The following is a 9,699-nucleotide window of genomic DNA, read 5'->3' as shown; positions in this document are numbered from 1 at the left end:
AGCAATCGAGACATATGGTGAGCCAAAGGTTCCAGCGGATCTTGCCACCCGTCCCTGCATCATCGATACAAATTACCGTTTCAAACAAAACTGGGCGTTTCAGGTTGATGGCGAACGGCATTCGGTCACGGTCAAGGGACCAATTGAAGTCAACAGTGCTTCAGCCGCACGTGAGGCGGCGCTGTGTCATCTTGGTTACTTGAGGGCGCCACTCTTTTTCGTTTATAACGACATCAACAAGGGAGATCTGAACATTCTCCTGGAACCCTTTGAAGAACCAGAGCGCGGCATTTATGCCGTCTATCCGCATCGACGGCACCTGAGTGCAAAAGTGCGTGCCTTTGTTGACTATCTGGTTGAATGGTCTTCAAAGCATCCGATTTGCTAGAGCTAATCTAGTTGGGAAGAGGTTCAGCCGACTTTTTGGCTAAATCTGACGAACTACTGGGTAAAATTCGGTTGTTTTGTGCTTTTTGTTTGTTTGCGTGCGCCTGCTGAACATGTCTCTTACAAGGTTTGACTTGCAAATTTGAGATATTCCCACCAGAGTTCACTTATGGATGAAGCTCAAAAACAGATCGCAGCGGGATTGGAACAGGTGTTCTGGAGCCGGGGATTTGCGGAGCCGAGCGTTCCTGAACTCCGGGCGGGTGTCGGTGTCAGCATGCGCACCCTCTATCGCCACTTTCCTTCTCGTGAAGCGATGATACTCGGTGCACTGGAATATCGTCATCAGCGCTATCTGAAATATGTGCGTGAGGGTGTAAGCACGCCCGGACAGGCAGCGGCCGAACAACTGTTCGACAAGCTTGGTGGCTGGATGCGCATGACCAAAGGCAAAGAGTGTTTCTTCCGCCAGGCTTTGGCCGCAAATCCAGACAGCTCGGAAATCGAAGCAACGGTAAAGCGGCACAAGGGTGAGCTTCTGGACTTCTTCGGAGAGCTCAGTGGGCAGGAGCAGTTTGCGTCGACACTCTACATGCTGCACGAGGGCGTCACCGCGTGCTACGCCGAGATGGGTGAAACAGCCGTTGAGGATGCAAAGGCTCTGGTCCGTCAGATGTTCAAGACTGCCAACGAACGGCAGTTTTCCTGAAGACCAATCCGTCAGCACGGCTTGGAAGCTTGATGGAAAAGGAAACGGCGGCTTGAGCCGCCGTTCTTGTTTTTCCGTGTCGGGACCTCGTTTCAGACCCGTCGCGATCTGGCCAGTCTTTCTTCGGCCATTGTGTCGGCCACTCGTTCCGGAGTGATTTCTTCACGATCCGCGCGCTGATAAATCGCGGCCAGCGTGTCGCCGATCGCCTGTGTCTTTTCCCTGACAAGTGCGTCGTTATCGCCGGGTGTCGCGAGTGCGATCGAGATTACACCACCTGCATTGATCGCGTAGTCGGGTGCGTAAAGAATTCCGCGTTTCTTCAGCGCGGCGCCGTCGGCAGGTGTCTGCAGCTGATTGTTCGCTGCGCCGGCGACAATGCGCGCCTGAATTTGCGGAATGGTCCGTGCATTCAATCCGGCGCCGAGGGCACACGGGACAAAAATGTCTGCGACGACCTTGTGAGCTTCAGCCGGGTCGACCGCTATTGCACGGAATTCCTCAATCGCCTGCAGAACGGCTGGTGCATGAATGTCGGAGACAATCAGGTTGGCGCCTGCGTCATGAAGCTGCCGGGCGACATCGAAGCCGACATGGCCAAGACCCTGAACCGATATCGTCTTGCCGTCGAGATCATGACTGCCAAATACATGTTTTGCAGATGCCTTGATGCCTTCAAAAACACCAAGTGCGGTATAAGGCGACGGATCGCCCAGGCCGGTTGCGCTGGTACCTCGTACGTGGTCGGTGTGCCGAGCGACGGCATCCATGTCATTAGGGGAAACGCCGACATCTTCGGCAGTGATATAAGTGCCCGACAGGCGTTCGACGTGACGGCCAAAGGATTCCATCAATTCAATGGACTTTTCCTTGCGCGGGTCCGCCATGATCACCGCCTTGCCGCCACCAAGATCGAGACCAGCAAGCGAATTCTTGTAAGTCATTCCGCGGGAAAGACGCAGTGCGTCCGTAAGCGCGTCGGCCGGGTTTTTGTAGGGCCAGACACGACAACCGCCCAGAGCCGGTCCAAGCGTTGTGTCATGGACGGCAATGATCGCGCTCAGGCCGGTGTCCTTGTCCTGAACGAAAACGATATTCTCGTGCTCCCCCATTTCCGGATGGTCGAAAACGGCGCTGTGGTGGACTGATGTGTGCAAGGCGTTCATTGTTGGCTCTGTAAGGTAATTATCATTACAAATATATTAGGCTCGAACGGAGGAATTTTGTGTCTTTTCTCCTAATATCCGAGCCTGGAGCGGGTTATGTGTTCCGCCATGTGTGGAAAATTGTGAAAATTATTCCAAATGACTTTTGCGGTGCGAAACCTGTCCGGCCATCTTCCTGCCGTCTTCTCTGGGCATGGGCTCCTGTGGCATGTAAATATATTACATCTCATTGAGAAGGTACTTCCGGTGCATCGTCTTTTTGCCAGACTGTTTTCGGTTCTTTGTGCGGCCAAACGCCGAATAGCAACAGGAAGTGTGCTGCTGCTGGCATCGGTTGCCAGCGCTCAGGCGCATCCGCATGTGTTTGTGGAGGCACGGTCCCAGCTTGTCTTCGACGACAGCGGTCAAGCGGTTTCGGTCAAGCATGTGTTCCGGTTTGACGATGCTTTTTCCGCCTTTGCCATCCAAGGTTTCGACACCAACGGCGATGGGGTTTATTCCCGGGAGGAGTTGAGCGAACTGGCCGACGTGAACGTCGAAAGCATGGCCGATTTCGGGTACTTCACTTTTGGCGACAATACGCGGGTCGAATTCGATTTCAGCGCACCGACGGACTATTGGCTGGAGGTCGCGACTGTTCCGCTGAATGATTATTGGGTGATGAAGCCCGAGGATTTCGAAGCGATCCAGGAAGACATTGAAATGAACGGAGGAACGGCCCCGGAATCGGTCGATCTTCTGGAGCTTCACTTCACATTGCCCCTGAAGGATCCCAGTGACACTCAGAACACCATCACCATCGATGTCTACGACCCGACTTACTATGTCGATTTCCGTTTTGGTGAAGAAGAAAACGCAGTCGGGACGATCAATGCACCCGGCGTCTGCAAGCTGACCCGAAAAGGGCCTCCGCCGCTGGATGAAGCCACTGCCTATGCTCTTGCACAGGTTGGAGCCGATCAAAGAGACCTTCCGCCGGAACTGCAATCGGCAGCTGCCTCCCAGGTCAATCAGCTGATCGTTGACTGCACAGAAGTCGGCGCAGCAGCGGGAGCGGTTATACCCGCTGAAACCGTTCTCCAAGCGGAGAGCCAGGATGCAGTTGCCGCGCAAAATCCCGAAGTGGCAGACGCTACAGCATCACAAGATGGTTCCCGCTCCAGAGCAGTTGACGTTACCGAGAGGGTTGAAACCGCGGTCGCCGTGATCGAGGCGACCGATGATCCGGTTGTGCAGATCGGCGTGATGGATCAGGTTTTCGGGACCATTGCGCAAAAGCAGAAGGATTTCTATCAGGCGCTGGTTGCCAGTCTCAGATCATTCCGCAGCAACCCCAATGCCATGTGGCTTTTGATGGGCCTATCCTTTGCCTATGGTGTTTTTCATGCAGCTGGACCGGGACACGGCAAGGCGATCATCACGTCTTATGTCGTTGCCAACAATGAGACGCTGCGCAAGGGCATCATACTTTCCTTTGCTTCGGCGTTTGCACAGGCCGTAACGGCCATTGTTCTGGTCGGAGGTCTTGCGGTCGTCTTCAATCTGACGAGTATCGCCATTCAGGACACTGCCCGCTGGTTTGAGATCGGGTCCTATGTGATGATCACCGGACTGGGCGGCTGGTTGCTGTGGCAAAAGGCCGGGAAGTCGCTGACAACCAGCGTAGCGGCGCGGCTCGGTGGCGAGCGGTTTGCTTACGCGGGAGCGGCGGCACATGATCATTCCCATGGCCATTCGCATGATAATCACCACCACCATGGGCGTCACCATCACGGACATCATGACCATCATCATGAGATTGGCGCGGATGGTGTGTGTTCAACCTGCGGACATGCACACGCTCCGACACCGGACATGATCCAGGGCAAGATTACCCTGGCACGCGCCGCTTCGATTGTGCTTGCTGTCGGGTTGCGCCCCTGCACCGGTGCGTTGGTTGTTCTTGTCTTTGCGTTGTCACAGGGCATGATCGCTGCCGGTGTGGCGTCGACGCTTGCGATGGCCGTCGGTACCGGGATCACCGTTTCGCTTCTGGCAGGATTGGCCGTTGGAGCAAAAGACCTTGCCGTAAGATTGTTCGGTGAAGGCAGTCCAATGTCGATGAAAATTCACCGCACCATAGAAATTTTCGGTGCGGCGATCGTGTTCCTGCTCGGCGTGACGTTGCTGATTGCCGCGCTCGGCTGGGGGTAGCGGCAGTCAGGCGAAGCGGGAAAGGCGATTTCCGGATCGGCGGCCTAGTGACCGAGCCGTTTTTCCCTGTAGCTGCGCACGGCATCGCCAAAGGCTTCGAAGAGTTTCCTGGAGGGGCCGTCTGTCATCACCCAATATTCGGGATGCCATTGCGTGGCGAGAACATAGCCGGGGCTGTCCTTGACCGACACGGCTTCAATTGTACCGTCTTCGGCCTGTGCTTCGATGATCAGGCCATTGCCCAGATCACCGACGGCCTGACGGTGAAGCGAGTTGACTTCAAAGGGCTCTGCGCCGATGACCTTTTCCAAACAGCCTCCGGTCGACACTTCAATCGGGTGGGCAATGCGGAAGCGTTCGTCCTGATGGTCCGATGCCGGTGCCCGGTGGTCCTTTCGACCCGTCAAGGCCTGGATCTCGGTGAGAAGGGTGCCGCCAAGAGCGACATTCAGTTCCTGCATGCCCCGGCAGATGGCAAACACCGGAATGCCGCGTTCGATGGCGCGCTTCAAAAGAGGTAGGGTCGTCGAATCCCGATCCGGGTCGTAGGGGCCGTTTTCCTCAGTTGGAGCTTCACCATAAAGCTGCGGGTTGACGTTGGAACGCGATCCCGTCGCCAGGACACCGTCAACCTGATCGAGAGTCGCGTCCAGATCAAGGTCTGCTCCAAGCGACGGCAGGATCATTGGAATGGCGTCCGATCCTTTCAGAAGCGCATGAAGATAGGTTGAGTTGACGGCATGCCAATTGAAGCCATCAATGGCCTTTACATCAGCTGTTACCAGAACGAGCGGTTTTGTCATTTTGGACCTGTGTTTCAGGAGTTTTTCCAAGGATGAAGACGAAAGGTGTTCGGGTGCGGCGGTTTTCAGACTAGTCCAGCAATCCCAGATCCTGGGCAACTTTGTAAAGCTGGGCTGCGTTCTTGTTGCCGACCTTTTCCCGGAGGTTTAGCCGGTGGGATTCAACTGTGCGTACGCTGATGCCAAGATCCTTGGCCACTTCCTTGTTGGGTTGACCCCTGGCAATGGCCGTCAGCACCTGACGTTCCCTGTCGGTGAGCCCATAAGGATCTTCAACGGGTGCCGATGTGTTGGCTCCAACCAGGGTCGGGCCGACGGCGGAGGAAAAGTAGTATCCACCGGACGCAACACTCGTGATGGCCGTGATCATTTCCGCCGCTGAGATATCCTTCAAAATGTAGCCGCGTGCACCGGCCTGAACGACACCGCGCACATATTCCGGATTGTCATAGACCGACAGGATCAGAACTGCGATGTCCGGTCGGGTCTTGCGGATTTCCATGGCCGCTTCCAGTCCGTTCATTACCGGCATGGAAACATCCATCAACAGGACGTCAGGTCGCAGTTCCAGCGCCAGATTGACCGCATCCCGCCCGTTGGTGGCTTCGCCGACCACTTCCAGCTCCGGTACTTTCTGAAGCCGTGCGCGAATGCCGTCGCGAACCAGTTCGTGATCGTCGGCAAGAAGGACGCGCGTATGTTTGCTGCTGGCATGTGGTGAAGGTGAATGCACTGTCATTTCGTCATCATGCCGCCTTTGCCGCCGGGTTGTCGAGCGGCATTTGGACTTTTATCCGGGTGCCTCCGGACGCCCGCCGGCTGAGGGTCAGTTTGCCACCATAAGTCTCAATCCGCTCGCGCATGTTGCGGAAGCCCAGACCCCCGGATTTCGGCAATGGACGCGGCAGTCCGACACCGTTGTCTTCAACGGACAGGAACAGGTTCTGCAGGCCGACTTTCAGGCTGATATTGACCTCGCTGGCCTGGGCATGGCGAGCCACGTTGGTCATGCATTCCTGAACAACCCGGTAAAGCGCAGTCTTGGCTCCTTCCGAGAGCCTTGTGTGGCATTGCTCGGCGGTGACATTGACCGTAATGCCGGACTGGTTCTGGAATTCCTTGCCGAGGCTGCCGAGCGCAGCCGCCAGGCCCATGTCGTCAAGGACACTCGGCCTCAGATCGCGTGAGATGCGGCGGACCTCGGCGATGGTGCCGTCCAGTGTTTTCAGACATTTGGCAGCCTGGGACTGGAGGTCCGGATGCCGGTTGGCTTCGCTATGGATCATCTCCACACCATATCGGACCGAAACAAGCAGTTGAGAAATACTGTCATGAAGCTCGGTGGACACGCGTTTGCGTTCCTGTTCCTGAACCTGAAAAATCCTGTTGGTCAGTTCCTTCAGCTTGGTGTCGGCAAATCGCTGTTCGGAGAAACGAACCCCGGCGATCAGCGATCCGGCAATAATGATCGCGGCCAGCGTGATCATGAAAGTCACAAGCAGCGTCTGGCGAATGCTGCGGGAAAAATCGGCCCTGATTGCCGAGACCTCCCTGGCGATGTCATCGGTATAAAGGCCTGTACCGAGCATCCAGCCCCATTTGTCCAGAAGGATCGCGTAGCCGAGTTTTTCCTCAACCGAGCCGGTTGAGGGTTTGTGCCAGACATATTGATGGAAACCGCCGCCACTTTTGGCTGCCGCGATCAGATTCCGGATCACGAAGTCGCCGTTGTCGTCTCTCAGGTCCCACCAGTTGCCACCGACCAGATGCGGCAGTTTGGGGTGAACGATGTTGGTGCCGTCGAGCGTATAGACGAAGAAGTAGCCGTCATAATCAAAGGTCAGGTTCTGAAGGATTTCCTTTACTTCTTCCTGAGCCGTTTCCCGCCCGTTCGGTTCGTCGTTGTAGATCTGCTCGATGGAGGTCAGTGCCAGACTGACATAGTTTCGGATTTCCTGCCGTTTGGAAGCCAGAACACGCTGCTCGACAGCCTTTGTCTCGGCGGCAATGAGTTCAAGGGACTGATAGTAGGTCGCAGCACCGATCAGCAGGGAGACCGCAATCAGCGGCAGGATGGTAATGAGCAGCAATTTGGTCTTGAACGTCACGAAATTTGCCCTCTTGTTGCGCGAGCGTTCTGCGAATTTCAATTCTCTTGCGTACTTCTCGGTAGAACTACTGAGAAGATGCGCAAAATCACGAATAGCGCACTGGTCTCCCGGTCAACTAGACATACGCGGAGATCGGTGCAAGTGTGTATTCCGGTCCGATATCGGGTCCGTTTAGGGAGGAAACTAATGGATCGTCGTTCATTTATCAAAAAGGCTGGTATTGGTGCTGGCGGTATTGCTGCCGGTTCCGCGCTTGCTGCTCCGGCAATCGCGCAGGGCACCAAGGATATGGTGATTGTCTCCACCTGGCCGCGTGATTTCCCGGGTCTGGGTATTCCTGCGCAGCGTCTGGCAGCTCGTATTGCAGAACTGACCGCTGGCCGTATCAACGTACAGTATTTTGCCGCCGGCGAACGCGTTGGCGCTTTTGACTCCTTCGACGAAGTCGCTTCCGGTAACGCTCAGGCCTATATCGGCGCTGACTATTACTGGAAAGGAAAACATCCGGGCTGGGCAGCGTTCACTGCGGTTCCGTTCGGTCTGACCGTTACCGAAATGGACGCCTGGATCAAGTTCGGCGGCGGCCAGGAGCTCTGGGACGAGCTGGCTGGCGAGTTCGGCCTGAAGAACCTTTCCATGGGTAATACAGGCGTTCAGATGGGCGGCTGGTTCAACAAGGAAATCGAAACCGCTGACGACCTGAAGGGTCTGAAGATGCGTATTCCTGGTCAGGGTGGCGACGTGATGGCGAAACTGGGCGCGTCTCCTGTCTCCCTGCCGGGCGGCCAGATCTACGAAAACCTTGTATCCGGTGCGATCGACGCAACAGAGTGGGTTGGTCCGTTCAACGACTACTTCATGAAGTTCTACGAAGCGGCCAAGTACTACTACTATCCGGGTATGCACGAGCCGGGCGCCATGCTTGCAATGGGCATGAACAAAGCCTGGTGGGATGGCCTCGACAAGGTCGATCAGCAGATCATCGTCGCAGCCTGTGCGGAAGAGAACGCCAACACCATGGCGGAAACCAACGCAAACAACGGTGTCTATCTGGCACGCCTGATCAACGAGCACGGTGTTGAGCTGCGCGAGTTCTCTGACGAGATCTACGACAGCTTCGGTGAAGCCGCTCAGGAAGTTCTTGAGGAAGCAATGGATCATTCCGATCTTTCCAAGAAGATCTTTGAGAGCTTCATCAAGGCCCGTTCGGAAATCGGCAGCTGGATGGCGATCTCCGACGTCGCATACAGCAACAAGCGGAACCGCTTCCTCGGCATTCCGGAATAAGCCGGACGGTTTAGCTAGGGGACGGGAGAAATCCCGTCCCTCTTTATATGCAAAAGACAAAGGGCACTGCCACGATGACGGCCTTGGACAACGTTCAAGACGGCTCGCATGCCATGAATTCCGGTCATACTCCATCCCCGGAGAGCGCACGTTTATTCCGGCTTTTCGGCTGGATCGTGCTCGCGGTCATGGCAGCGTTTCTCCTCAACAACTATCTGACCTACTGGCAGAATCTGCCGGGAATCGCACCGATCTTCGGTGGCCGGGCGAACGGGTCCCTGCCGCTGCTCTGGTCCTGGCTGCAACTGGGTCTCTATGCGGTTTTGGTCATCTGGGCATTTGCCTATGTTCTCAGAAGCGGACAGACCACGCTTCGCGATGACAGTCTGACGATCAGCAAAATCAATGCTTTCATCATCCGGGCGGCTTTCTTTGCCGTTCTGATCGTGGGGCTGGCCGATACGGTGATCTCGTTCCTGCGTGTCGAGGGATTACTGGCCGACGTCGTTGGCTCCGGGCTTGCCGACGATCTGGGCAAATCGCGCTTCCGCGGCGCATATGTGCATATGCCTTTGATCGGGCTTTCAGTGGTGATTGCCGCATTCACGCGAACACTCGGCTTTACCTGGCTCGCGCTTCTGGTCGTTGTCGCGGAGCTTCTTATCGTCATCGGTCGGTTTGTCTTCTCCTATGAGCAGGCCTTCCTCGCCGATCTCGTGCGGTTCTGGTACGCGGCCCTGTTCCTGTTCGCCAGTGCCTATACGCTGCTGGAAGAGGGGCATGTACGGGTCGACGTTTTCTACGCCGGCATGTCGACGAAAACCAAAGGCTACGTGAATGCCATCGGCTCCGTTGTTCTGGGCATGAGCCTATGCGCCGTCATCATGATTATCGGCATGGGTGGCAAGCAGAACATCATCAACAGTCCGATCCTGACTTATGAGGTCACGCAGGCCGGTTTCGGTCTATACGTGAAATATCTCATGGCCGGGTTCCTGGGTGTCTTTGCCGTTTCGATGATGGTTCAGTTCGTGGCCTATTTC

The 9,699-nt window shown here is 55.8% G+C and carries 9 protein-coding genes; 5 read left to right on the top strand and 4 right to left on the bottom strand.

What is annotated here, in order from left to right; genetic code table 11:
* The coding region (locus K5905_RS18915) for a substrate binding domain-containing protein (protein WP_297586611.1) at positions 1-388 on the top strand (388 nt) is incomplete at its 5' end.
* Positions 389-556: 168 nt separating this feature from the next.
* Entirely contained in the window at positions 557-1,096 is a 540-nt protein-coding gene (locus tag K5905_RS18910; protein ID WP_297586609.1) for a TetR/AcrR family transcriptional regulator, read from the top strand.
* A 92-nt stretch (positions 1,097-1,188) separates the two neighbouring features.
* Here the strand turns inward: K5905_RS18910 and K5905_RS18905 are convergent, their stop codons facing one another.
* Positions 1,189-2,262, bottom strand: a complete 1,074-nt coding sequence (locus K5905_RS18905) for a Glu/Leu/Phe/Val dehydrogenase dimerization domain-containing protein (RefSeq protein ID WP_297586608.1) — start codon at positions 2,260-2,262, stop codon at positions 1,189-1,191.
* A gap of 246 nt (positions 2,263-2,508) precedes the next feature.
* Between K5905_RS18905 and K5905_RS18900 the strand changes: the two genes are divergently transcribed.
* The gene (locus tag K5905_RS18900) at positions 2,509-4,455 is read left to right on the top strand and encodes a DUF1007 family protein (RefSeq protein ID WP_297586607.1); all 1,947 of its coding nucleotides are present in this window, start codon (positions 2,509-2,511) and stop codon (positions 4,453-4,455) included.
* Between the two features lie 44 nt (positions 4,456-4,499).
* Here K5905_RS18900 and K5905_RS18895 read toward each other — a convergent pair whose 3' ends face one another.
* The 3 genes from K5905_RS18895 to K5905_RS18885 form a co-directional block, all read right to left on the bottom strand.
* Positions 4,500-5,258 carry a gamma-glutamyl-gamma-aminobutyrate hydrolase family protein gene (locus K5905_RS18895; protein ID WP_297586606.1) on the bottom strand — a complete coding sequence of 253 codons (759 nt, stop codon included), beginning with the start codon at positions 5,256-5,258 and terminating at the stop codon, positions 4,500-4,502.
* Between the two features lie 70 nt (positions 5,259-5,328).
* Complete coding sequence (locus tag K5905_RS18890; protein WP_297586604.1) at positions 5,329-5,997, bottom strand: response regulator transcription factor; 669 nt, start codon at positions 5,995-5,997, stop codon at positions 5,329-5,331.
* A 7-nt stretch (positions 5,998-6,004) separates the two neighbouring features.
* Entirely contained in the window at positions 6,005-7,366 is a 1,362-nt protein-coding gene (locus K5905_RS18885) for a cache domain-containing protein (RefSeq protein WP_297586603.1), read from the bottom strand.
* A 189-nt stretch (positions 7,367-7,555) separates the two neighbouring features.
* Here K5905_RS18885 and K5905_RS18880 point away from each other — a divergent pair, with 189 nt between their 5' ends.
* Together K5905_RS18880 and K5905_RS18875 are read left to right on the top strand one after the other, a co-directional pair.
* Positions 7,556-8,656, top strand: coding sequence for a TRAP transporter substrate-binding protein (locus K5905_RS18880; protein WP_297586601.1), 1,101 nt, complete (start codon positions 7,556-7,558; stop codon positions 8,654-8,656).
* A gap of 74 nt (positions 8,657-8,730) precedes the next feature.
* Positions 8,731-9,699, top strand: a 969-nt coding sequence (locus K5905_RS18875; protein ID WP_297586599.1) for a TRAP transporter small permease subunit, incomplete at its 3' end; no start/stop codon positions are given.

Origin of the sequence: Roseibium sp., assembly GCF_025698965.1 — a bacterium.
Taxonomy (GTDB): Bacteria; Pseudomonadota; Alphaproteobacteria; order Rhizobiales; family Stappiaceae; genus Roseibium.
The sequence above is the reverse complement of the archived record's forward strand: the minus strand, read 5'-3'. Positions and strand labels throughout refer to the sequence as shown.